A 22,345-nucleotide genomic window follows, 5' to 3' on the forward strand; every position below is an offset into this window, starting at 1 on the left:
CATGCTGACGATCGTTCGCGACCTCGCACGCCAGAATATGGAATTCCTTTGCGGCCTTCTGCTGCTTGCCGTCATCGTCGGGCTGGTGATCCTGTCCTATTTCTCGCCCTATGGCCCGGCCGATCTTTATCTGCTGCCGCCCGACATGCCGCCGGATGGGCAATACTGGCTGGGCACGACATCGCGCGGCCAGGATGTTTTCTGGCAGCTGACGACAGCGCTCCGCAACACACTCTATTTCGGCATCGGCGTCGCAATTCTCTCGCGCATCATCTCGCTTGTCGTGGGGCTGGTGGCCGGCTATGCCGGAGGTGCCGTCGATCGCGTGCTGATGGCGATCAATGACAGCATCATGGTCATTCCGCAGTTTCCGCTGCTGATCCTGTTCTACTTCGTACTCAAGGATGAAATGACCTGGACGGTGCTCATCATCGTCATGGCCTCGCTCGGCTGGTCGTACGACGCGCGCCTGATCCGCTCGGTGGCGATCAGCCTGAAGACGCGGCCTTTCACCACGCAGAGCGTCTATTCCGGCATGAGCATGCGCAAGATCCTCGTCGAGGAGCATCTGCCCTATGTACTGCCGATCGTCTTCGCCACCACGATGAACAATATGATCTGGTCGATCGGCATGGAGATTACGCTTGCGGTGCTCGGCTTTACCGATATCGAGACGCCGACCATGGGCATGATGATCTACTGGGCCAATGCGCATTCGGCGCTGATCGCCGGAACATGGTGGTGGGTTGCAGCGCCGGTTGCCGCCATCGTGGTGCTGTTCATGGCGCTCTTCCTGCTGTCGATGTCGATGAATGAATATAACGACCCCCGCAGTCGTTTGAACCGGATGGGAGGCTGAGGCATGGAGGCTGTCGTCGAGGTCAACAACCTCAAGGCCTATTACCGGGCCTTTCTTTACGGCGTCGATCGTGAAGTGCGGGCGGTTGACGATGTCAGCCTGTCGATCGGCCGCGGCGAGATCTATGGCGTTGCAGGTGAATCGAGCAGCGGCAAGACGACGCTGATCAAGACGATCGCCGGCGCCATCCGGCCGCCGCTGCGCGTCGTCTCCGGTGCCGTCAAATTCCATTTCAACAATGGGACGCAGGATATCTACGCCATGACGGCAGAGCAGCGGTCATCGCTTCGCTGGCGGCATCTCTCCTATGTCATGCAGGGATCGATGAATGTGCTCAATCCGGTGCGCCGTATCCGGCATTCGTTCACGGATTTCGCCTTCCGCCATATGAAGGCCGATCGCGCCACCTTCTTCGATCGGGTTGGCGCTCACCTTCAGCGGCTGAAGCTCGATGCGAATCTTCTTGATGCCTATCCGCACGAATTGTCGGGCGGCATGCGTCAGCGCATGACGATCGCGCTGGCGACCATCCTGACGCCGGAGTTCATTATCGCCGATGAGCCGACGACCGCGCTCGATGTCATCGTCCAGCGCGACGTGCTGCAGATGATCCGGGAGATACAGCGCGAGATGGGCTCGTCCTTCCTGTTCGTGACCCACGATATGGGCGTTCACGCCGCTGTCTCCGATCGTATCGGCATCGTCTATGCCGGCCGGCTGGTGGAGGAGGCGCCGACGCGGAAGCTTTTTCACCTGCCGCTTCATCCTTATACGCAGCATCTGGTCGCAAGCCTGCCGCGGATCGGCGATGCCTCGACGCGCCCCTCGCTCGAGGGCAGGCCGCCCAATCTGGCCATGCCGCCGGAGGGATGCCGTTTTCATCCGCGCTGCCCGAAGCGCATGGACATTTGCAGCCGCGAAGTGCCGCCTATGGTGAACGTCGAGCCGGACCGGCGCGTCGCCTGCTTCGCAGTAACGGGAGGGGCGCGATGAGCGATCTTCTTTCACTCTCGCATGTCAGCAAGATCTATCGCCAAGGGGGCATGCTCAGCCGTCGTCATATCACGGCGGTTCGCGATGTCAGTCTGAGCCTCGGAGAGGAGCCGGAAATCCTTTCGATCGTCGGCGAGTCGGGCTCTGGCAAATCCACCATCGCGTCGATGATCCTCGGCCAGACGGCGCCGACATCCGGCAGCCTGAATTTTCGCGGCAGAGCCGTCGCCGTTCATGGCCGGTCCGAGCGGCGCGCCTTCATGCGGGAGGTGCAGCCGGTCCTTCAGAATCCGTTCGAAGCGTTCAACCCACTCAAGAGGGTTGATCGATATCTTTTTGAAACGGCAAGGAATTTCGCGCCGATGGGTCCAAAGCCAAGCCGAGCCGATGTCGAGCGTATTGCCGATGAGGCGCTTGCCCATATCGGACTGACACTTGCCGAGGTGAAGGGACGGTTTCCGCATGAGCTTTCGGGCGGCCAGCTGCAGCGCACCGCCATTGCCCGCGCGCTCATACCGCAGCCCCGCCTGCTGGTGGCCGATGAGCCGGTTTCGATGGTCGATGCTTCCCTGAGAATGGCGATCGTCAATCTCTTCGGTCAGCTAAAGAGGGAGCTCGGGCTGTCGATCATCTATATCACCCATGATCTGGCGACGGCCTACTATATCAGCGACCGCATCATCATCATGAAGAAGGGCGAGATCGTAGAGCAGGGCGGCGCGCGTGCCGTCCTCGACAATCCGCAGCATCCCTATTCGCAGGCTTTGAAGGAGGCGGTCCTCTCCACCACGCCAGACGTAGAGCCGGCATCGATCGCGTGATCAGTCATTTCTAACGCGAGATCCGGGTCGAAAGAATGATGGACGATAGAGTGCGCTCGACGCCGTCGATCGTGCCGATGCCGTCGATCAGCTGATCCAGCTCGGAGATTGACGGCGCTGCGATGATAGCGATCAGATCGAACGTGCCGCTGACGGAATGAAGCGTTGTTACCTCGGGGATAGCATTCAACGATGCGGTCACCGCCGACAATGCCTTCGGTGCAATCGTGATCAGCACATGCGCCCGAATGAGGCCGGACAAATAGGTCTCCGACAGCCGCACGCCATAGCCCGCAATCACACCTTCCCGCTCTAGCCGTTCTAGCCTCGCCTGAACGGTGGTGCGCGACAGCGACAACTTCTTGGCGAGACTCGCGACAGGCATTCGGGCATTCTGGCCGAGCAAGGCGATCAGTTCGCGGTCCTTATCGGTGACCTGCATGGCGACTCCTGCATTTTGCAAATTCTATTCGTCAATTTGTATAGATTTGTACAACGAAATGCATTTTTCGTCGCTATGAATCGTTCAACTCCTACCTACACTTATAAAAATCTTATCAATGAAATGCAGGGGAGTCATATGAAAGACATAGTGGTCATCGGCGCGGGCAAGATCGGTGGGGCGATCGCTCTGATGCTGGCTCAGACGGGCGATTACACGGTCGTTGTCGCCGACCGCAGCCAGGAACAGCTCGACAAGATCGACCGTCACCCTGCGATTTCCACCGCCGCCGTCGATATTGCCGACCGCGCCGGGCTCGTTGGCGTTCTGAAGGGCAAGTTCGCCGTCCTGTCCGCAGCGCCGTTCCATCTCACCGGCTTCGTCGCGGAAGCGGCACTTGAAGCCGGCGTCCATTATCTCGACCTCACTGAAGACGTCGCGACGACCAAGAAGGTCGAGGAACTGGCTCAGGGAGCAAATACCGCCTTTATCCCGCAATGCGGCCTGGCGCCGGGCTTCATCTCGATCGTCGCCAACGATCTCGCCAAGCGGTTCGACAGCCTCGACAGCGTGCGTATGCGCGTCGGCGCGCTGCCGCAGTATCCCTCCAACGCTCTGAACTACAATCTGACCTGGAGCACGGACGGCCTCATCAACGAATATATCGAGCCCTGCGAAGCGATCGTCGAAGGCAAGCTCGTCACCGTTCCCGCCATGGAAGAGCGCGAAGAATTCTCGCTCGACGGCGTCACTTATGAAGCCTTCAACACGTCAGGTGGTCTCGGCACGCTCGCCAAGACGCTTGCTGGCCGCGTGCGGACGATGAACTACCGCACCATCCGCTATCCCGGCCATCAGGCCATCATCAAGGCGCTGCTCAACGACCTCAACCTCAAGAACCGTCGCGATGTGCTGAAGGATCTCTTCGAAAATGCGCTGCCCGCCACCATGCAGGACGTGGTCGTCGTTTTCGTCACCGTCTGCGGTTGGCGCGAGGGCCGCTACATGCAGGAAACCTATGCCAACAAGGTCTATGCAGGCATTGTTGCCGGCAAGAAGATGAGCGCCATCCAGATCACCACGGCCGCCGGCATTACCACCGTGCTTGATCTTCTCGCTCAAGGCAAGCTGCCCTCCAAGGGCTTCGTTTGCCAGGAAGAAATCGATCTCGGCGATTTCCTCGCCAATCGCTTCGGACAGGTTTACAGCCTTGAGAAAATCAGGATGAAAGAAGCCGTCTAAGCGGCTATTCCTATTGCTGTTTTGAAATGTGGCGCCTTCGGGCGCCACATGCGTTTGGCCCTTGGAAACGGCGCTGCTGAGACTAACCGATCAGTCGTTCGAGGATCTCGACGGGATGCGGGATGGCTTGATGATCAATTTTGGCGACCTGCGAACGACAAGAAAATCCAGTCGCCATGACGACGGCCCGATTGCCGTTCTCGGCGATCCTGTCCTGCCAACTCATCGCGTAAAGCTTTTCCGAGATGGCGCGATTGCGCACTTCATGCCCGAAGGTGCCGGCCATGCCGCAGCAGCCGACCTCGGCCATATCGAGCTTGATTCCCAACTTCCCGAAGAGCACGGACCATTGCTTGAGGGCAGCAGGAGCGTTCGTTTTCTCCGTGCAATGGGCAAGCAGCGTGAAACGCTCTTGCAGTGAAGTCTGCGCCGGCGGCAATCGGTCGAGGTTTGCGGCGAGCCACTCCTGAGGCAGCAGCACCGACGCCTGCAGCTTAGCTGAGGGCAGGGCGGCATATTCGCTGCGATAGGTCAGTGTCATCGATGGGTCGATGCCGACAAGTGGGATGCCCATCCGAGAGATGCAATCGAGATAATCTCGCGATTTCGCCGCCGCCTTCTCGAAGCGACCGAGATAGCCATGCACATACAGGGCTTTGCCGTTGTTCTGTGATCCGGCGAGCCACGGCTTGAAACCCATTTTCAGGGCGAGCTTGAGCGCTGCGATGACGACGGCTGGATCGAAATAGGTGGAGAAGACATCAGCAACGATGACGACCGCCTGGACTCGCTCCTCTGCGGAGAGCTTTCCCAACAGTTCCGGAGTAGCAACCTGCACGCGGAGACGAGCGGCTTCCCGTTCGAGCGATACTGCAGGCATGGCGGGAAGCGCGGTGAGACCAGCGAACCGCATCAAGGCTTGGCCGGCGGCCGATCCGGTGAGCAGATTGTAGCCTGGCTTGAAGCGCGCCATCAGCGGCAGAGTCGTCTCGATAGCAGCGACGATTGGGTCCTTTAGCGGCCTAAGGTATCGACCGTAATAGAGCTCCAGGAATTTCGAACGGAAGGCTGGGACGCTGACCTTGACGGGACATTGGCCGGCGCAGGCCTTGCAGGCGAGGCAGGTGTCCATTGCCGCCCGCACCTCATGGGAAAAGTCGTCGCGATTGGCCGGATTGAGCGAGTTGACCGCTCGCCGCAAGAGATTGCCGAAAGGATTGGCGCGGCGCAGCTCTTGCGCCTCACGTCGCGGATCGACCTGCCGCTCCGCCAGCAGGCGCAGCCATTCGCGCATCAGCGCCGCGCGGCCCTTCGGCGAATAGCGCCGGTCACCCGTCGCCTTGAAGGAGGGGCACATCGGGCTTGTCGCGTCGAAATCGAAACAGGCGCCGTTACCGTTGCAATAGGCTGCATTGTCGAAGGCGGCGCGGATATCATTGCCGATGATACGATCGAAGTCGCCGCGCAGTGACACTTCGTCGATCTTCAGCAACGGGCGGGATGAGCCGGATGCGATCTTGCCGGGATTGAGGCGATCGCCGGGGTCGAATGCGCGCTTAATGTCCTGCAGGCTCGGATAAAGCTCGCCAAAATATTCAGGGACATATTCCGAGCGAACGCCCTTGCCATGTTCGCCCCAGAGCACCCCGCCATATTTGCGGGTGAGGGCAACGACGCCGTCGCTGATCTTGCGGACGAGCGGCTGATGGTCGGTGCGGGTAAGATCAAGCGCCGGGCGGACATGCAGCACGCCGGCATCGACATGGCCGAACATGCCGTAATCCAGCCCCTCGGCATCGAGAAGGGCACGGAATTCCCTTATATAGGCGGCCAGATGTTCGGGTGGAACGGCGGTGTCCTCGACAAAGGGCACCGGCCGCACCGGCCCCTCGACATTGCCCAGCAGGCCGACGGCGCGCTTGCGCATCGACCAGATCGCCTCGACCTCTGCCTTTTTGCGAGCGATCGTATAGCCCTTATGGCGAGCTGAGGAGCCGTCATCAAGGGCGGCGGTCACGTCCGCCAGCTTGCGTTCCAACTCGTCGCTATCGTCGGCCAGCACCTCGACGATATTGATGCCGTTGGCGGCGCCAGATGCATCCTCGGGGAAGAAGCAGGCGATGCCGCTCCAGACGATATCGCCCTTGGCGAGACCCAGCACCTTCTCGTCGACCGTTTCGACCGAGGCCACCTTCAATGCCACTAGCCGCCTGGCATCTTCGAGCGCCGTGTTGAAATCATCGTAGCGGATGTTGATGAGGGCCGATCGCGCCGGGATCGGCAGCACGTTGAGTTCGGCCTCGGCGATCATGGCCAGCGTGCCTTCAGAACCGCACAGCACCGCATTGAGATCGAAGCGGCCGTCATCGCGCCAGATATGGGCGAGATCGTAGCCGGTCATGTAACGGTTGAGCTTGGGGAAGGTCGCCGCGATCAGCTCGCTTTTGTCCCGGGCGATCGCATCAACGACACGATGAATCTCACCGATCCGATCGTCACGCGCCTTGATCTCGTCCAGCTCGCTATTGCCAAGCGGACGCGACCACCAGTCGCTGCCATCGGAAAGCACCACGCGAAGGCCGAGAACGTGGTTGCTGGTCTTGCCGTAAAGACACGAGCCCTGGCCGCAGGCATCAGTGGAGATCATGCCGCCGATAGTGGCGCGGTTGGAGGTGGAAAGCTCAGGCGCGAAGAACAACCCGTATGTTTTCAGCGCCTTGTTCAATTGATCCTTGACGACACCAGCTTCGACACGGGCGATCTTTCGAACCGGATCGATCTCCAGGATTCGGTTCATGTGCCTGGAGCAGTCGACGACGACCCCAGAGGTTAGCGATTGACCGTTCGTTCCGGTGCCACCGCCGCGCGGGGCGATGACAAGATCGGAAAAGGCAGGTTCGGATATGGCTTTGGCGATGATTTTCAGATCATCCGCGCCGCGCGGATAGAGGATTGCCGTCGGCTTGACCTGATAGATGGAATTGTCGGTCGAGGCGACCGTCCTGGCACCGTCGTCCATCTCCACGTCGCCGCCAAAGCCGAGTGCTGACAGCCGACGGGTGAAGGCGCCGGTCTGATGTAGCGAACTGTCTTTCGCCGAAACTAGGCGTGGTATCATGATGCGAAGACTTCCGGCGTTTTACGCGGTGATTGGAGCACTCCCGCTTTTAAACAGAATTACGGGAATGCTCTATCTCTTTGTTTTCACGCAGTTCCGGATGGATAGCCGTTTTGTGCGTCGGCCGCAGTTGCTCTAGCGCCGGAGCGCCGCGCAGGCCCTTTCGATGCGATCAAGGGCTTCGATGAGATCGGCTTCCGATGTCGCATAGGAAATGCGGAAATAGGGCGACAATCCGAAGGCTGAGCCGGGCACGACGGCGACATGCGCTTCGTCGAGGAGATAGGCGCAAAAATCCGCATCCGTCTCGATCTTCTTTCCGGACGGTGTCGTCGTTCCAAGCACGCCGGCGCAGCCCGAGAATGTGTAGAAGGCACCTTCCGGCTTAAGGCAATCCAGGCCATCGATGGCGTTCAGCCTGTTGACCACCAGATCGCGCCGTCGCTGGAAGCTTGCCTTGCGGCCCTCGAGAAAATCCTGCGGGCCATTGAGCGCGGCAACGGCCGCCGCCTGGCTGACGGAGGAAGGGCAGGAGGTCGCCTGGCTCTGGATAACGGCCATGGCCTTGATGAGGTCCCTCGGACCACCGGCATAGCCGATGCGCCAGCCGGTCATGGCATAGGCTTTGGAAACGCCGTTGACCGTCAACGTCCGGCTTTTGAGGCTCGGCTCGAGGGCGACAGGCGTGGTGAAATGAAAGCCCTCATAGACGATATGCTCATACATATCGTCGACCATCAGCCAGACATGCGGATGGCGCTGCAGCACCTCGATCAGCGGCCGATAATCGCCCTCGGAATAAGCCGCACCTGATGGATTGGACGGCGAGTTGAGCAGCAGCCAGCGCGTCTTGGGCGTGATCGCTTGTTCGAGCTGATCGGCCCTCAGGCGAAAACCGGCCTTGGCATCGCAGGGGATCAGAACCGGCACGCCGCCGCAGATCTCGACGATATCGGAATAGGAGGTCCAATAGGGCGTCGGGATGATGACTTCATCGCCCGGATTGATCGACGTCATGAAGGCGTTGAACAGGATCTGCTTGGCACCCGTCGCCACGGTAATTTCATCGAGTGCGTAGTCGATGCCGTTCTCACGCTGAAACTTCCCGGCAATCGCCTTCTTCAGCTCCGGCGTGCCGTCGAGCGCGGTATATTTCGTTTCGCCACGATCGATGGCGGCCTTGGCGGCTTCCTTGACATTGTCGGGCGTGTCGAAATCCGGTTCGCCTGCACCGAGAATGATGACAGGCAAGCCTTCCCGCTTCATCGCATTGGCGCGCGCACCGATCTGAAGAATGGTGGAAACGCCGATGGAGGCGATCCTCGAAGCGGGCTTGAAGCCCGCCTCTTCGATTTTCGTGGCGATCGTCATGGAACTACTCGATGTCGAAGGAGACACCCTGCGCCAGCGGCAGGGCCTTGGAGTAGTTCACCGTGTTGGTCGCCCGGCGCATATAGGCCTTCCAGGCGTCCGAGCCGGATTCGCGGCCGCCGCCGGTTTCCTTCTCGCCGCCGAATGCGCCGCCGATTTCAGCGCCAGAGGTGCCGATATTGACGTTGGCGATGCCGCAATCGGAGCCGTCAGCTGCGAGGAAGCGCTCGGATTCCTGCATGTCGCGCGTGAAGATCGACGACGACAGACCGGCAGCAACGGCATTGTGCTCATCGATGACAGCGTCGAAATCGTCATAGGGCATGACATAGAGGATGGGTGCGAAGGTTTCTTCCATGACCGGGCCTGCCTGCTTCGGCATTTCCACCAGCGCCGGCTTTGCGTAATAGCCATCGGCATGGCCGACATCGATCCGCTCACCACCGGTGACCGAGCCGCCGTGGGCCTTGGCCTCGGCAATCGCCTTCTGCATGTTGTCGAATGCGGCCTTGTCGATCAGCGGGCCGACGAGAGCGGAGGAGTGTAGAGGATCGCCGACCGAGACACTCTGATAGGCCTTCTTCAACCGCGGAACGAGCTGATCGTAGACGCTTTTGTGGACGAAGAGACGGCGCAGGGTCGTGCAGCGCTGGCCGGCCGTGCCCATGGCGCCGAAAGCGATGGCGCGCAGTGCCATGTCGAGATCGGCCGACGGGCAGACGATGCCGGCATTGTTGCCGCCGAGTTCGAGAATGGCGCGGGCAAAGCGCTTGGCAAGCCGCGGCCCGACTTCACGGCCCATGCGGGTCGAGCCGGTTGCGGAAACGAGCGGCACCTTCGGATGATCGACGAGGACTTCGCCGATCGCGCGATCGCCGATCAGCACTTGCGACAAGCCTTCCGGCGCGTCGCCGAAGCGGGCGAGCGCGTGATCAAGGATCGCCTGCGAGGCAAGAGCGGTCAGCGGCGTCTTTTCCGAGGGTTTCCAGACGACGGCGTCGCCGCAGATCAGTGCCAGCGCCGCGTTCCACGACCAGACCGCGACCGGGAAGTTGAAGGCGGAGATGATGCCGACGACGCCAAGCGGATGCCAGGTTTCCATCATGCGATGGCCCGGACGTTCCGTCGCAATCGTCAGGCCGTACAGCTGGCGGGAAAGGCCGACGGCGAAGTCGCAGATGTCGATCATTTCCTGCACTTCGCCGAGGCCTTCGGAGCGGATCTTGCCGGCTTCGATGGAAACCAGACGACCGAGATCGTCCTTGGCGGCGCGCAGCTCTTCGCCGAGCAGACGCACCAGTTCGCCGCGCTTCGGTGCCGGAACAAGGCGCCAGGCGCGGAATGCGGCATGCGCCTTCTCGATTTTCTTCGCCGCTTCCTCGGCCGAAACGGTCTTGAGGCTGCCGATCTTCTCGCCGGTGACCGGGGAGTAGGAGGGCATGTCGCCCTCAGTATAAAGCGCCTTGTCGACGCCGAGCTTTTCGAGAATGGCGGCAGCTTCGGCTGCAACGGAAGGGGTCTTGGCTGCGATATTCATCTTGTGAAACTCCACTTGTCTTGATCCGGGTGGCGCGCGGCGATATCGCCGCATCACTTCACTCGGCGGCGTCTTGTTTGGAAAGGGCTCGTAGGCAAGCATCGATCGATGCCTGTTCGATGCCGGCGTAATGGTCGAATTCGTTCAGCACCTTCATGCCGAGATCGGCTTCGAAGCGTTGCTGGTTCGGGCTGGCAACGAAGTCCTGCCGCGCGCCATCGCCGAGATTGGACTGGAAGATGCCGGCGGCGCTGACGGGAAGAAAATCCTCATAGACGATCGGATCAAACTGCACGAAGCCCTGGTCGATCAGTGCTTCGATATCCCCGTGGCTCGTTGCGGCGGTCTTGCCCTTGGCCGTCAGCGAATAGGTGAAATAGCCGAGGCCTTCGGCGCGGATTGCCGCCCAGTCATCCGGGAATTCGGCAAAGCTCTCGGCAAGTGCGGCTTCATAATCGCGGGCGTTCGATCCATCGGCTGCCGGACGTACGATCTTGCGGGAGTCGTCTAACAGCTTGTCGTAAAGCGCGCGGCCCTTCGGCGTCAGCGCAATGCCGCGTTGCTCGATCTCTCCGAAGCGGGCGGTGTGCGAGCCTGCTTCCCAGATGCCGTCGGCATTGCGGAATGAGACAGGTTCCTCGAGCGCCTTGAACGAGGTCTGGCGCAGCAGGATCGGGCAGATGCGCGTCGGTGGTCCCTCGACAACGGCTTTCGGTGCAATGTCATAGTCGGGCATCAGCGCCTGCACCCGGTCGATATCCAGCGTGCGGGGGGTCAGATGATTGATGTGCGGGCCTTTGAACGACACGACATCGGCAATCAGACGATGGGCGTCATGAAGCCGATGATACATGCCGGCATCGACATTGGCCTCGTCATGCCAGCGGAAGGTCTCCAAAACCTCGTCGACGAAGCGCCGGGCGTCCTCCTTGTTCAGGCCACCTTCGCGCTCGGCCTTTTCGGTGAGCGCGATGGCGCCTTCCGTGAAGATACGGCGCTTCGCGAGAATGTCTGCGGCCGCCTTGCGAAGATCCTCATCGGCGATGAGATCGAGCCGCAGCAGTGAGGTGAAGACGCGGAAGGGATTGCGCTTCAATTCGGCGTCGCCGATCGGCCGGAAGGCGGTCGAATGAACCGGCACGCCGGCGGTCGACAGATCGTAATAGCCGACCGGATACATGCCCATGACGGCAAAGACGCGCGCCATCATCGCAAGCTCGGCTGCGGTGCCGAGCCGGATGGCGCCGTGACGTTCCTCGGAGATGCGATCGAGATAATCCGTCGCCTCCAGCCGCTCCTTCAGCTTGGGCTGTGTCGCCAACGTTTCGTCGTTGACGCGAGCGACCAGCTCCATGAGCGTGCCGTAGGCGGGAACCTCTTCGCGATACATTGCCGACATGGCGGCCGAAAAAGCGCTGCGAATATCGCTGGTCGAGATGTGATCAGGCTTCATGTGCGATCTCTTCCTGAAAGGCTATGTCATTCCTATCCAGCAGAATATCTCTTGTTCAGCGGCCGGTGTTGTGAGAGTGAATTCTAACTTGATGCGAAAATGGAATGACTATGCGCCGACGCCTCATCCCTGACATCGTCAATCTTCAGGCATTTGAATGCGCGGCGCGCCATCAGAATTTCTCGCGTGCCGCCGAAGAACTCAATCTGACGCAAAGCGCCGTCAGTCGCCAGATCAGCGATCTCGAGCAGCAGACGGGCCTGAAGCTGTTCGAGCGTGTCCGCCAACGCGTCGTGCTGTCCGAGGCCGGACTTCGGCTGTTGCCGGAGGTGAAGGATCTGCTCCTGCGTTCGGAGCGGCTGATGATCGGCGCCGTCGCCGCCGGCCAGATGAAATTATCTCTGAAGGTCGCGACCTTGCCGACCTTCGGCACACGCTGGCTCGTGCCGCGCCTCGGCCAATTTCTTGATAAACATCGCGATGTCGCCGTCACAGTGGAATCGCGCTCCAAGCCCTTCAATTTTGAGGAGGATAATTTCGATCTTGCCATTCACTACGGCCTGCCGGCATGGGCGGGAGCCGTCGCGACTTTTCTTTGCAATGAGACCGTGCTGCCCGTTGCCAGCCGCGAGCTTGCCGGTCGGCTGGGTCTGATCTCGCCGGACGAGTTGGCAGGAGCGCCACTGCTGCACCTGACGACGCGTCCGAAGCTCTGGGCGCAGTGGTTCGACCTGCAGGAGCTGCCGACGGAGAATGCCTATCCCGGTGCGCGCTTTGACCAGTTTTCCATGATCATCGCAGCCGCTATTGCCGGGCTGGGTGTGGCGCTCCTGCCGACCTATCTGATCGAGGACGAGCTCAAGGCCGGCACGCTTCTGCCGCTGTTTAATCTGCCGATGCCGACCGAGAACAGCTATTACGTGGTCATGCCGGAAAAGAAGCAGACGAACGAGACGGCGACATTGTTCCAGGACTGGCTGTTGAGCGAGGTGACGCCGCAATGATCCTCCGAAATTAATCTGCATGGACCACAAGTGCCTATCGCTCTTTTGAGTTCGCATGGCGAACCGGGCCACCTGCTACGGCTTGCAAATGACAGCGCATGCAGACAGCGCTGATACGCTAGCCTTGTCTACATTCGAGGCCGAGAATCGTGCTTAAATACAGGGAGGCAAGGCCATACACCATGGCCGCAAGGTCGTTTCCGGTCGGGTGGGGGCAATGACGACAAGCGAACAGACGGAACTAGAGGATATAGTCTTCAGAAGTCCATTGCTCATCTCGCTTCTCCGGCGCTGGGATGAGATTGCGCTGCCAGATTGCTGGCTGGTGGCGGGAGCCATTGCCCAGACCGTTTGGAATCATGCCTTCGGGCTGCCCCTGTCTCATGGGATCAATGACCTCGACATCGTTTATTTCGATGCCGATGATCTCTCTGAACAAGCGGAGGCCAGTCATGCCGCACGGGTCCGCGCGATGTTTCCCGATTTGCCGGTCTGGATCGATGTGAAGAACGAAGCCCGGGTTCATTGCTGGTACGAAGCGAAGTTCGGATACCGGATCCCGCCTTACAAATCGACCCTGGACGCCATCACCACTTTTCCGACTACGGCAACCGCCGTGGGATTGCGCTCCAATAGTCACGGTCGTCTGGATTATTGTGCTCCGTTCGGTCTTTCCGATCTGCTGAATGGCGTCGTGCGCCCCAATAAGAAGCAGATCACGCAGGCGATCTACGAGCAGAAAGTCAATCGCTGGATTGCAGTCTGGCCGAGGTTGACGATTGTTGGCTGGGACGGCTGAGGCGTTTCGAGGCTCAGCCGCGCGATTTCCGAGCCGATGTCAGATCATGTCGAATATGGCCGATGCTACGACGACTTCCGTGCCCGCGAGGCCGACCGAACAGAAGAGCGTGGTGTCGAGAGGAGATGTTCTGCCGGCAGCATGGCCGGCGACTATGGCTGCAAGGTCGAGCATTCGCTCGTCGTGTATGGTTTCGGAAAGGAAAAATGGGGACGCATAGGCGCGCGTTTGCTCAGGAGAATCCGTGGCGATGATGCTGGCCATGTTCGCGACGTCCAGGCCGAGTTCATGTCCCTTGAGCGTCTTTGGGCCGATCGTATTGATGTGGACGCCGGCTTTTAAATCCGAAGCATCGATCACCGGCATGTCGCTGCTTGTTGCGCATAACACGATATCGGCATCGGCCACCGCTTCTGCGGCACTTGAAACCGGTTCAACGGCAATGCCGAGTTGCAATTGCATCTCCTCAGCGAAGGCGGCGCAGTTTCTTGGGTTTCGGCTAAAGACGCGGGCAGAGCCTATGTCGCGAACGGCGGCAGCGGCAATGAGCTGCGTTCGCGCCTGCGCACCGCTGCCAATGATGCCGACCGTGCGGGCGGTCACAGCGCTGAGGTGACGGATAGCTATGCCTCCTATTGCCCCTGTCCTGATCTCGCCGAGCCGTTCGCCCAGGATGATCCCCTGCAGTTCGGCGGTGTCAGCACGCCAAACAGCGACGATTTGTGAATGCTGTTCGCCGGCAAAGGTCTCGTAGGCGCGAAAGCCGGCAAGCGGCCGCTCGCCATCGATGCCGCCGACGGTAAACACGATGTCTCCACGATCGGGAAAGGAGACGTGATGGCGGGGTGGGGACACCAGCTTGCCGGCGGCCTTGGCCCGGAAGGCTGCTTCCAGGGCATCGATTGCCCCACGCATGACTGCGGCAGGGCATAAATCCTCGTCTTTCAATATCTTCATTGCGGATGGATCTCGTTAAGACAGCCACTCTGCAACCTCAAGCGCAGTCGAGGTCAATAGCAGATGTGGCCATCCTGGCGTTTCGCATTGCCCAGCTCTTGAGGCGCAGGCCATTGAGTTTGATGAAGCCCTCGGCGTCATGGTGGTCGTACGCTCCGGAGCTTTCCTCGAAGGTGACGAGGTCGGTCGAATAGAGCGAGGCTGGCGAGATGCGCGCGATCACGCTGGCTGAACCCTTGTAGAGCCTGAGTGTCACTTCGCCGCTGACATGGATTTGGCTCCGATCGATCAATGCCTGCAACATTTCCCGCTCGGGCGAATACCAAAAGCCGTTGTAGATCAGCGCGGCGTAGCGGGGCATGATCTCGTCCTTCAAATGTGCAGCGGCGCGGTCGAGCGTGATGGATTCGATCCCGCGATGGGCGGCGAGCAGGATCGTGCCACCCGGAGTTTCGTAAACGCCACGCGATTTCATCCCGACGAAACGGTTTTCGACGAGATCGATCCTGCCGATCCCATGCCTGCCGCCCAATTCATTGAGCTTTGTCAGCAGTGCCGCTGGTGCCATTGCTTCGCCGTTCACGGAGACCGCATCGCCCTTTTCAAAGCCGATGACGACGATTTCCGGCTCGTTTGGTGCCTCCAGAGGATCGACGGTGCGCTGATAGATATAGGATGGCGCGATTTCAGCCGGGTCTTCCAGGACCTTGCCTTCGGTGGAGGTGTGCAGGAGATTCGCGTCGGTCGAAAAAGGAGCCTCGCCGCGCTTATCCTTCGGCACGGGAATTTGATGCGCTTCGGCATATTCGATCAGCTGAGTGCGCGATTGGAAGGCCCACTCGCGCCATGGCGCGATGATCTTGATCGATGGATCGAGCGCATTGGCCGCCAGTTCGAAACGCACCTGATCATTGCCCTTGCCTGTGGAGCCGTGGGCAATGGCATCGGCACCCACCTCGCGTGCGATATTGATGAGATGCTTGGCGATCAGGGGGCGGGCGATGGAGGAGCCGAGGAGATATTGCCCCTCATAAAGCGCGTTTGCCCGGAACATCGGGAAAACGAAATCCCGAACGAATTCCTCGCGGACATCCTCGATCCTGATATCTGTCGCGCCCAATTGCTCGGCCTTTCGGCGGGCGGGCTCAAGCTCCTCGCCCTGGCCAAGGTTGGCGGTAAAGGTCACGACTTCGCAGCCGTAGGTTTGCTGCAGCCATTTCAGGATGATGGATGTGTCCAGTCCTCCCGAATAGGCGAGCACGACTTTCTTGAGCTTTTTCGACATCTGCTTCCGTCTCCATGTTGACGGCTGGAACGATAGGCCAATCCTCGCGCAATGAGCTTGCGAAGAGTTCAATAATACGAGAGAGTTTGGCATATTATGCCACTCAATCGGCAGTAGGAGCTATGTTGTGTCAACGACTTTGGACGAGATCGACCGGCGTATCCTCAGGGTGCTGCAGCGCGACGGACGCATTTCCAATGTGGACCTCGCGAGGGAAGTGGGGCTCTCGCCGTCACCCTGTCTTCGCCGCGTGCGATTGCTGGAGGATGCAGGCATCATCGATCGCTATGTGGCCGTTCTCGACCCGGCAAAGGTGGGTGCGGGCCTCACCGTGTTCGCCCGCGTCTGGTTCAAGACGCAGGATGCGCAAGTCACCCTCCAATTTGCGGAGGCGGTCAGGCGGTTTCCTGAAGTCATGGAATGTTATCTGACGACGGGCGAATGCGATGCCGTCCTGCGCATCGTCACGACTGATCTGCACAGCTATTGGCGGTTTCAGGCTGACCACTTGACGCGCATCCCGAGCGTATTGAACGTCAAGACCGATGTGCCAATGGAAACGCTGAAGCGAAGCTTTGAATTGCCTTTGGCCTCGTAGCATTGCAGCCAACTGTCGGCCAATTATGGCGGCGGCGAAGTGCCGTTCAGCGTGCCTAGCCGGTTCCTGTCTGCTCGCACCCTGGCGGGCATATCGAACCCGCAAGATAATTGATGTTTGGAGAGCGAAATGAGCATATTCGAAACGGCGATGCAGGCGACACGCCCGGTTCTCGCCAGCCGTTTTCCGGGCTATTCCTTTGCCTTTGTCTCAGGGTCGATCATACGAGGCGAGGGAAGAAAGGGCTCCGACATCGATCTGGTCGTGGTCTTTGATCAGCTCGAAACCGCTTGGCGCGAGACCTTTGTCGAGGGCGACTTTCCGTTCGAAGTGTTTGTTCACGACCCGGAGACGCTCAGCTGGTTTTTCGAGAGCGATATTGCGCGTGGCTATCCCGTTATCATTCATATGGTTGCGACAGGCCAGATTCTCGGGCCAAATCCTGACAAGGGACAGGTCTGGAAGGACTATGCTACCGGCATCCTCCATAACGGCCCACCGAAGCTGGAAGGTGAGAAGCTGAATGCTTTGAAATATCAAATCACCGACCTTCTCGATGATCTGCGTGGGGAGCGGGCGGCTCCGGAGGTAGGCGCGATTACCGCGCAACTCTATCAGCCTTTGGCCGACCTTATGCTGCGGGGACGAGGAAGATGGTCGGGCAGGGGCAAATGGATTCCCCGCCTGCTTCGAGAGATGGATCGGGACCTGGCCGATAGGTTCGACGATGTCTTCGGGCGTGCTTCAGCCGGAGAGGTGGAGGCATTGTGCGGTCTCACACGTAGCGAACTGGATCGGCATGGCGGCCCGTTTTTCGCAGGTGACAAGCGCATCGCGTCGCAACAGGCAAGACGCGAGAGCCTTATGCCGCGCGGTTGATTGTTATGCCTGATCCAAAAATTTTAAGCTTGAAATTCTTCATGGCAACGCTAACACATTCCTATCGGGTCGCTGCGGATTTTGCAGGATAGACGCGAGGTGAACTCGGGAGGAAGCCACCATGAAGACCCATCCGCTGAAGGGGCCGAACCGGCTGAAGCTCGGTGTTTTCTCGACCAACGCGGATGGTGGGCTTGCCATCACCGACGTGCCGGAGCGCTGGACGGCAGGCTGGCAGGATAATCTGACCGCAGCACAGATCGCCGATCGGGCGGGGCTCGAATTCTTTCTGCCGATTGCCCGCTGGCGCGGTTTCGGCGGCAAGAACCGCGTGCGTGAATGGTCGTTCGAGACCTTCACCTGGGCTGCTGCGCTCTCGGCCGCGACCGAGCAGATCGGCCTTTTCATGACGGTGCACGTGCCGCTCGTCCATCCCCTTTATGCTGCCAAGTCGCTTGCGACCGTCGATCATATCAGCCAAGGGCGCGCGGGGCTGAACATTGTCTGCGGCTGGAACCCGAAAGAATTCGGCATGTTCGGCGTGCCGCTGGTCGAAAAGGGCTACGACCAGGCCGCTGAATGGCTCGAAATTGTCGAAAGGCTCTATGCCACTGATGAGCCCATCGATTATGCCGGCACCTATTACAATCTGAAAGAAGCTGTCAGCCGCCCTGCTAGCCTGCAGGCGCCACGGCCGGTGACGATGAATGCGGCCTTCGGCGGCCCCGGCCGAGACTTTGCCGCGGCGCATTGCGACTATCTCTTCACCACCTTCACCGATATCGGTGACGCCGGAAAGCATGTGACTGATATCGCTGCACGGGCGGAAGGTAAAGGCAGGCAGGTCGGCGTTTATACGGTTTGTCACGTCGTCTGCCGCGAGACACAGACGGAGGCAGACGACTATTACACCCGTTATGCCGTGACTATGGCCGATCAGGCTGCCGTCGATCAACACATGGCCGGCAAGAAGGAGTTCTCGCAGTCCCATGATCGCGAGTCCTATGACCGCTACCGCCAGCGCTTTGCCGGTGGAGCAGGCAGCTATCCGCTGATCGGCACGCCGCAGCGCATTGCCGAAGAGATGATCGCCATTGCCGAGCAAGGCTATGCCGGTATAGCCTTGTCCTTCGTCAACTATACGCAGGAACTGCCCTATTTCTGCGATCGGGTGCTTCCGATTCTGGCGAAGGCTGGGCTCCGGGCGGGGTGAACCACCGGTTCGATGCTTCGCGCCGCGGCCGCTCGCAAGAATGTGATCATCCTTCAATGATGACTTGGCTATCCGGCAGGGGCTGATTTTCCAGGCCGTTTGCGGTGATGTCGCTTTCATGCTGCGGCGTTGCAGGTGCGACATGTGTGCAACGCAGCAAAAAACGTGACGTCAAGGGGTTTACAAGCGTGGCCCTGGATGGGATTCTTTTAGACGAAGGGTGCTGCTTGATTGGAAGTGGCGTCATTCCCTTCAACCGGATGCCGCTAGTCTTGGCTCCGATGTGCCGCAATTTTGCCGGCGCTTAACCGAACAAAATCAATCTGAAGCCGGAATGCGGGTGTTTCCGTGCCCGGCTGTTGCCTTGGTGCGCCCTGAAAATTACGAGGTCGGGGGCATAGAGAATGCGGGCTTTAACATGGGCTTCAAGTCAAAACGCGTCCTTCGCGGCGTTCTTGGTCTTCTTGCGAGTGTCAGCTTGCCGCAGGTCACTAAAGCCAGCGATCTGATGATCTGGTCGCCGGTCAAGGTCGCACCCAGAACATACAAGACCACTCTCGGTTTCCGGCTGCCGATGGCCTGGGATGTCAGCGCTGGCATGGATCTCGGACTTGGCAGCGCGGCCACCGGCGCCATCCTGCGCAGCAGCAGCCTGGCAACCCTATGGGGTACGGCAATCGACGATCACAAGCGCTTTTCGACCACATGGCGCCGAGAGGTGTCATTGAGGGTCGACGCGCTCAACAGCACCGGAACGCTTTGCCTCGAACGCTCGCGGAGCTGGACGGTGTCGGAAAACCTGGACATGAGCACTTCGAGGTCGCTGAACGTAAATTATGCGGGCACGCGGAATGCGGCAAACTCCATTACCGCGACACAAGCCGTGACTGTTGCGGTTCCGTGGACGGGGACGTCTCTATCTGCGATCGGCAATCTGAAGGACGTCGGCAGCGTCTTTTCCAGCACGGTCTCGTTTCGGCAGCCTTTGGCGCCGAACCTCAATTTCTCGGCCTCCTTCGCCGATGCGCAGACTTTGACGCCGGCTGGTAATGTGCGGCTGGACTACCGTATCAAATGGTAGATTCACGGGTTTCTAATTCGGCCCTTTCCTATCGCGGCAGGGAACAAATGTCTCTCGCGGAAGTTTAGAACGGGCAGGACATCGATCTTGCTCGAGGTGTCATGACCTCGCGAAGCCTGCCGCTGGTTCGACTCCCTGCCGGCGGCAGGCTTAGCGTTCGAGCAGTGACCTCAGTCGGCAGGCCCTGTCGCCTCCGTTGGTGATTTGATCGTTATGTCGGGCTCGGCAAGCCTGGCCTTGAGCTTCGAGACCACATCGTGCCGGACATCGGACCACGACGTGGTGATCGCCCAATATTCGATGTTGAGCACGGCTTGATCGACGGCCAGTTCATCGAGAAAAACCTTCGGTGCCGGTGTGGTCTTGATGCGTTGATCCGCTTTCAGGATGTCGAGGATCGTTTTGCGGGCAAGATTGATGTCAATTTTCTCACCCATGGCAACGGACAATTGCTGGCGGCGGTCCGGCTCGCGGCTGTGGTTGATAATGGGCGTGTTCCAGAGCGTCGAGTTCGGTGCCATCAGATAGAGGCCGTCCGCCGTCCTCATCTCCGTGGCGAAGAGCCCGATTTCCTTGATGTAGCCTTTGACGTTCGTCGCCTCGATATATTCGCCGACCCGGAATGGCCGCAGGATCAGCAGCATGATGCCGGCGGCGATATTTTGAAGCGTGCCTTGCAATGCCAGGCCGATCGCCAGGCCGGCAGCACCGAGAGCGGCAATGATGGAGGCGGTCTGAACGCCGAACTGGCCAAGGACGGTGATGAAGACAAGGATGAGCAAGCTGTAGTGCAGGACATTCTGGAAGAAGCTCGCGAGCGTTTCGTCTATGCCGCGAATACGCGAGATGACGCGGTAGGCCGAGCGGCTGATAATGCCCGCAAGAAGCCAGCCACCGATCAGAAGAATGATCGCGCCGAGTAGCGAAAATCCATATTGAACCGCGAGCGCCGAGGCCTGGTCGAGTGCCGTGCGAGTGGCGACGACGATATTGGTCGTTTGATCGTCCATGTCAAAACTCCATCTTTCCCAGAGAGCCAAATGAGAAGTCGCGTTTTTTGTTCCTGGCAATCGGGCGCATGAAACCCAACGGTTTCAATGGATTATGCGGGTCGGTCTCCATGCGGGAGCGTCAGGCGCCGTGCTTTGCCTGATGCGGACCAATGGTGGCAGCTGCGGCGTAGTGAGCCTTCTTCTGCTCGTACATGCCGAGATCCGCGCGCTTGATCATGGCTTCCATGGTTTCGCCGGGCAGGCTCGTGGCAATGCCGATGGAGACGCTGAGCGGCGCGCTGGAATAGAACTGATTGTTGATCTTCAGCAGTTCGTTGATCGTCTCGACCATCGCGGCAGCCGCGATTTCATCGGCGCCTGGCATGAGAACTGCAAATTCGTCGCCGCCGATGCGGGCGGCGTGGTTCGGCAGGGAGACGACGCTGTTCAGCACCTCGCCCATACGGCGCAGCAGAGCATCGCCAGCATCGTGGCCGCTCTCATCATTGGACTCCTTGAGTCCGTTCAGATCGAGAATGATGGCCGATACTGGCCGAAGCGATTTGCGCTCCAGCCTGTTGAGCTCCTCCATATAGAAGGCGCGGTTGAAAAGCCGGGTGAGCACATCGTGCTTGCCGAGATATTCGAGATAGGCTTCCGCCTTCTTGCGCGCGGTAATGTCGGTGAGTGCCACCTGCACCAGCGACCAGTCTTCCTCGTAACCGGGAAAAACCGAAAACTGCAGGAGGACGTGACGCTCCGATCCGTCGAGCGCATAGTTCAGCACTTCACGCTGATGGAAGAGGCGACCGTTCCACAACTCCACCAATTGCCCGCGAAAATGCTTCTCCATATCATCGCGGAACACTTCGCCGATCCGCTGATGCAGGGTCTGGCGGTCCGGTGCGCAGAATAGATCGAGCGTTGCCTGATTGACGTCGAGCACGCTGATCTCACTCATGCATTGCTGGACGAACTCCGGATGCACGTCGAGAAATACCTGAAAGTCGACGATGCCTCGGTGGCGGATGTCATCGAGCAGGATCTTGATGCGGCTGAAATCCTCGACCCACAGGGAAACCGGCGAATGCTCGAACATGCCCTCGGCATAGCGGCGCTGCCGCTCTTCCTGCCGTCTCGCCTCCTCGCGGGCCGTCACGTCTTCCGTCGTCAGCAGCAGCCGGCTCCACGAGGTCTCGTGGCCCGGCAGGATGACGCCGCGTAGCTGGATGTCGAGCCTTTTGCCGCCGAGGGAATAGTTGATTGCGGTGCCGGAAAACTCGGTCTTGCCTTCCCAGAGCGCCACAAGCTCATTCACATGGCTTTGCAGCATCTCGTCGCGAAAGACCCGCGAAAGGCTTTCGACGAGCGTCTCGAAGGATGGCGCCTCGAAGAGCTCCAGCGTCCTGGCATTGACGGCAAGAAGCTTGATCTTTTGCGAGCAGGATGCGACGCGCTGCACGTCGGCCAACAGATAGGAACGCAGGTCCGTCACGCCCTCCGCACGCCAGACCTCGAACTGCTCCTTGACGCCGCTGAAATCCTCCAGCCACATGGCGACGGGGGCAAGCTCGAAAACGGTGCTGCTGAAGTCCTGGGCGTTCATCATGATTCCCTGCGCCGGCAGTAAAAGTCGGTATGCGAAATAAAAGGCCGGCAGTTCGCCAAGTTCTGCTTAGCGAGCATTGGTAAACCTTGTGT

The 22,345-nt window shown here is 59.6% G+C and carries 19 protein-coding genes; 10 read left to right on the forward strand and 9 right to left on the reverse strand.

Annotated elements, in window-relative coordinates:
• Position 1: 1 nt before the first annotated feature.
• Genes AC13QY_RS03975 through AC13QY_RS03985 form a run of 3 tightly spaced genes read left to right on the forward strand, consistent with a single transcriptional unit; the run spans position 2 to position 2,673 of the window.
• Complete coding sequence (locus AC13QY_RS03975; protein WP_113353691.1) at positions 2-859, forward strand: ABC transporter permease; 858 nt, start codon at positions 2-4, stop codon at positions 857-859.
• Positions 860-862: 3 nt separating this feature from the next.
• On the forward strand, positions 863-1,852 hold the full coding sequence (locus tag AC13QY_RS03980; RefSeq protein WP_113353692.1) for an ABC transporter ATP-binding protein: 990 nt from the start codon (positions 863-865) through the stop codon (positions 1,850-1,852).
• The gene (locus AC13QY_RS03985) at positions 1,849-2,673 is read left to right on the forward strand and encodes an ABC transporter ATP-binding protein (RefSeq protein WP_488492736.1); all 825 of its coding nucleotides are present in this window, start codon (positions 1,849-1,851) and stop codon (positions 2,671-2,673) included. The genes AC13QY_RS03980 and AC13QY_RS03985 overlap by 4 nt, the downstream gene beginning before the upstream one ends.
• Before the next feature lie 10 nt (positions 2,674-2,683).
• Here the strand turns inward: AC13QY_RS03985 and AC13QY_RS03990 are convergent, their stop codons facing one another.
• Positions 2,684-3,115 (reverse strand): Lrp/AsnC family transcriptional regulator, encoded by a 432-nt coding sequence (locus tag AC13QY_RS03990; protein ID WP_459461558.1) that lies wholly within the window; start codon positions 3,113-3,115, stop codon positions 2,684-2,686.
• Between the two features lie 138 nt (positions 3,116-3,253).
• Here AC13QY_RS03990 and AC13QY_RS03995 point away from each other — a divergent pair, with 138 nt between their 5' ends.
• A complete protein-coding gene (locus AC13QY_RS03995) occupies positions 3,254-4,357 on the forward strand; it encodes a saccharopine dehydrogenase family protein (protein ID WP_488492737.1) in 1,104 nt (367 codons plus the stop codon).
• Positions 4,358-4,439: 82 nt separating this feature from the next.
• Here AC13QY_RS03995 and ydiJ read toward each other — a convergent pair whose 3' ends face one another.
• From ydiJ to hglS, 4 genes are all read right to left on the reverse strand, one after another.
• Entirely contained in the window at positions 4,440-7,475 is a 3,036-nt protein-coding gene (gene ydiJ / locus AC13QY_RS04000; RefSeq protein ID WP_113353695.1) for a D-2-hydroxyglutarate dehydrogenase YdiJ, read from the reverse strand.
• A 135-nt stretch (positions 7,476-7,610) separates the two neighbouring features.
• Complete coding sequence (locus tag AC13QY_RS04005; RefSeq protein WP_113353696.1) at positions 7,611-8,846, reverse strand: pyridoxal phosphate-dependent aminotransferase; 1,236 nt, start codon at positions 8,844-8,846, stop codon at positions 7,611-7,613.
• A 4-nt stretch (positions 8,847-8,850) separates the two neighbouring features.
• Positions 8,851-10,383, reverse strand: coding sequence for an L-piperidine-6-carboxylate dehydrogenase (amaB, locus tag AC13QY_RS04010; RefSeq protein WP_488492738.1), 1,533 nt, complete (start codon positions 10,381-10,383; stop codon positions 8,851-8,853).
• 58 nt (positions 10,384-10,441) lie between these two features.
• A complete protein-coding gene (gene hglS, locus AC13QY_RS04015; RefSeq protein ID WP_113353698.1) occupies positions 10,442-11,836 on the reverse strand; it encodes a 2-oxoadipate dioxygenase/decarboxylase HglS in 1,395 nt (464 codons plus the stop codon).
• 104 nt (positions 11,837-11,940) lie between these two features.
• On the opposite strand from hglS, the gene AC13QY_RS04020 reads away from it, so the two are divergent.
• A complete protein-coding gene (locus AC13QY_RS04020) occupies positions 11,941-12,840 on the forward strand; it encodes a LysR family transcriptional regulator (RefSeq protein WP_488492739.1) in 900 nt (299 codons plus the stop codon).
• 268 nt (positions 12,841-13,108) lie between these two features.
• Positions 13,109-13,639, forward strand: a complete 531-nt coding sequence (locus AC13QY_RS04025) for a nucleotidyltransferase family protein (protein ID WP_308936580.1) — start codon at positions 13,109-13,111, stop codon at positions 13,637-13,639.
• A gap of 39 nt (positions 13,640-13,678) precedes the next feature.
• On the opposite strand, the gene AC13QY_RS04030 is transcribed toward AC13QY_RS04025, so the two are convergent.
• Positions 13,679-14,596 carry an ornithine cyclodeaminase family protein gene (locus AC13QY_RS04030; RefSeq protein WP_113353701.1) on the reverse strand — a complete coding sequence of 306 codons (918 nt, stop codon included), beginning with the start codon at positions 14,594-14,596 and terminating at the stop codon, positions 13,679-13,681.
• A 37-nt stretch (positions 14,597-14,633) separates the two neighbouring features.
• Entirely contained in the window at positions 14,634-15,881 is a 1,248-nt protein-coding gene (locus AC13QY_RS04035) for an argininosuccinate synthase (protein ID WP_113353702.1), read from the reverse strand.
• Positions 15,882-16,008: 127 nt separating this feature from the next.
• Here AC13QY_RS04035 and AC13QY_RS04040 point away from each other — a divergent pair, with 127 nt between their 5' ends.
• The 4 genes from AC13QY_RS04040 (at position 16,009) to AC13QY_RS04055 (ending at position 19,652) form a co-directional block, all read left to right on the forward strand.
• Positions 16,009-16,479, forward strand: coding sequence for an Lrp/AsnC family transcriptional regulator (locus AC13QY_RS04040; protein WP_113353703.1), 471 nt, complete (start codon positions 16,009-16,011; stop codon positions 16,477-16,479).
• A gap of 129 nt (positions 16,480-16,608) precedes the next feature.
• Positions 16,609-17,358, forward strand: coding sequence for a nucleotidyltransferase domain-containing protein (locus AC13QY_RS04045; RefSeq protein ID WP_113353704.1), 750 nt, complete (start codon positions 16,609-16,611; stop codon positions 17,356-17,358).
• Positions 17,359-17,479: 121 nt separating this feature from the next.
• Positions 17,480-18,571: an LLM class flavin-dependent oxidoreductase gene (locus AC13QY_RS04050; protein WP_113353705.1), complete on the forward strand. Its 1,092-nt coding sequence runs from the start codon at positions 17,480-17,482 to the stop codon at positions 18,569-18,571.
• Positions 18,572-18,989: 418 nt separating this feature from the next.
• Complete coding sequence (locus tag AC13QY_RS04055) at positions 18,990-19,652, forward strand: hypothetical protein (protein ID WP_113353706.1); 663 nt, start codon at positions 18,990-18,992, stop codon at positions 19,650-19,652.
• A gap of 170 nt (positions 19,653-19,822) precedes the next feature.
• Here AC13QY_RS04055 and AC13QY_RS04060 read toward each other — a convergent pair whose 3' ends face one another.
• Both AC13QY_RS04060 and AC13QY_RS04065 read right to left on the reverse strand, forming a co-directional pair.
• Positions 19,823-20,662 carry a mechanosensitive ion channel family protein gene (locus AC13QY_RS04060; protein WP_113353707.1) on the reverse strand — a complete coding sequence of 280 codons (840 nt, stop codon included), beginning with the start codon at positions 20,660-20,662 and terminating at the stop codon, positions 19,823-19,825.
• Positions 20,663-20,783: 121 nt separating this feature from the next.
• Positions 20,784-22,253 carry a sensor domain-containing diguanylate cyclase gene (locus AC13QY_RS04065; protein ID WP_246661127.1) on the reverse strand — a complete coding sequence of 490 codons (1,470 nt, stop codon included), beginning with the start codon at positions 22,251-22,253 and terminating at the stop codon, positions 20,784-20,786.
• Positions 22,254-22,345 lie beyond the last annotated feature (92 nt).

It is taken from the genome of Martinezella sp. CNPSo 3795 (genome assembly GCF_057784475.1).